The following is a 2,181-nucleotide window of genomic DNA, read 5'->3' as shown; positions in this document are numbered from 1 at the left end:
ACGTTCACCCTGACCCCGAGGGTCCTCTCCCTAGGCTTCCCGCCGCTGTCCCGTAGTTCCACTGAACACCGCGGTGATTCGGCGATCTCCGAGTTCGGTGAAGGTATGCGAGAGCGTGGCCTTGCCGTTCACTACCGCAACCGGTCCGCCGATCGGGGTGGTTCCGTCCATGAACTGGACCGTTCCCGCACTGAGCGTAGGAACAACTGCCGCAACAAGATCGACCTTCGCGCCCTTGACCGCTGACGTCGGAGCGCTCACGGTGATGGACGTTTCCTGATCCTCCGCGGCCGGAGCTGTGACCGAAACCGACTGAGCGGCCGAGGTAGAGGTGAGGAATCCTGTTGCACCCGAGTAGACGGCCGTGATGTCGTGAGTGCCAACGCTCGCGAACTCGCGCATGATCGACGCTTTGCCGTCGACGACCGGCACCGCCGAGCCGAGATTGCCCGAGCCGTCCTTGAACTGCACTGTGCCGCCAACCGGCGTCGGCGTGACCGTCACGGAGAGACCCACTGCCGTACCGGTTTTCGCATCCGCCGGAACGGTCAAGACCGTCTCGGTCTGCTGGTCGGTGGGAGCCGGCGCCTTGACGTTCACAGTCTGGGTGTTCGACGTCGACCCCAGGTAGTTGCCCGAACCCGAGAATACTGCGGTGATGCTGTACTCGCCCGCCACGTTGAAGGTCGGCATGGTTGTCGCCTTACCCGCGGCGTCCACTGGAACCGAGGGGCCCAGATCCCTGCCACCTTCCTTGAACTGCACGGTGCCACCTGCAGCACCGGTAGAGACCGAGGCGGTGAACGACAATGCCTCTCCGGTCGAAGCGGTCGACGGACCGACGAGAGTGGTCGTGGTGTTCTCCTCGACCACCACCGGGGCGACCGTCAAAGCATGCGGCGCTGACGTCGAGGTTTGGTAAACGCCGGAACCGGAGTACACCGCCACGATCGAATGTGCGCCTTCTGCATAGGAATTCGCCAGTGACGCCTTGCCGTTGGCGTCGACCGCAACAGCGCCGCCGAGGTCGGTTGCACCGTCCTTGAACTGCACTGTTCCACCCGCCGGGACAGGAGAGACCGAAGCTTCGAGGGTTACGGACTCACCTGCGACCGCACTCGCGGGACCGGTAATCGTGGTGGCGGTGTTCTTGTCGGCTTCGGACACGACGACGTCGATTGCCGACGACGTGGAGGTCGCTACTTTGGCATTACCGAGATATTTGGCCGTCACGCTGTGCGTCCGGACGTCAGCAGCTGTCCAGGCAAGTGTTGCAACACCATTGGCAAGAGCGCCCGCACCGATCTTGGTGGCACCGTCGAAGAACTCCACCGAATCACCGTCGGCACCACCAGTCACCGTCGCGCTCAGCGCAACAGACTGCCCCACCTGAGCGCCACCGACGGGAGCCAATGTCGTCGCCGAAATGTTCTTCTGAACCCTCACCGACGGACCGACACCCTTGAGTTGACCCGAACCCAACGTCCCACTGACATGCAACTCGGTCATCAAATCCACATCACGAGCACACCCCGCACCAACGGTGTAACTGAACTCAACCGTCCTGAACTTCGGATTGATCAAACCGCCGTTCCAGTACACCGCCCAACTGCCCGAGATCTTCGCATAATCAGAACGAACCTCGACGTCGTTGCGACCGATCACCGAGCCGTCAACCTTGGCCGAATCAGTCACGTAGGTAAGACAATCCGGATGAACATCCTTGACCTGCTGAAGGTACTCGAGAGTCCCCGTGCGAGTCAGCACCGACTTCACCGTAATCGTCTCCCCCTCATTGGGGGTTCCGTTCGAGACAGTGCGCACAACCTTGTAGTCATGCACATTTCCCTCCGCCGTCACCGGAGCCGCACCCGCAACCCCGGCACCCGCCACCACCGCGAACCCCGCAGCAACAGCAAACACACTCAAACCACCGACAACGCGACGAACACCACTCACGGACATCCACATCCCTCTCGACAACGGGGGCAGACAGCCGTCCAGGACAAGCGTCCGTCTGCTTTCGATGCCGTGACGTTATCCCATTGACTGTAAAGTAACTACGCTTTTCGCAGATTTGGTTCATCGGCGACACCACTGAGCAGCCGTGACCCTAGGCCGAAAGTCCTGGACACGGTGCCCTACTACACCTCCCGCACCCTGCTCGACCTCACCGACCTG

The 2,181-nt window shown here is 61.6% G+C and carries 1 protein-coding gene; it reads right to left on the bottom strand.

Annotated elements, in window-relative coordinates; genetic code table 11:
• Positions 1-30 precede the first annotated feature (30 nt).
• Positions 31-1,959 carry an Ig-like domain-containing protein gene (locus ABT116_RS43390; protein ID WP_351646281.1) on the bottom strand — a complete coding sequence of 643 codons (1,929 nt, stop codon included), beginning with the start codon at positions 1,957-1,959 and terminating at the stop codon, positions 31-33.
• Positions 1,960-2,181 lie beyond the last annotated feature (222 nt).

The sequence above is a fragment of the Streptomyces sp. NPDC002130 genome (assembly GCF_040296465.1).
Lineage (GTDB): Bacteria > Actinomycetota > Actinomycetes > Streptomycetales > Streptomycetaceae > Streptomyces.
Note: the sequence above shows the minus strand (reverse complement) of the source record. Positions and strands in the feature narration are given on the sequence as shown.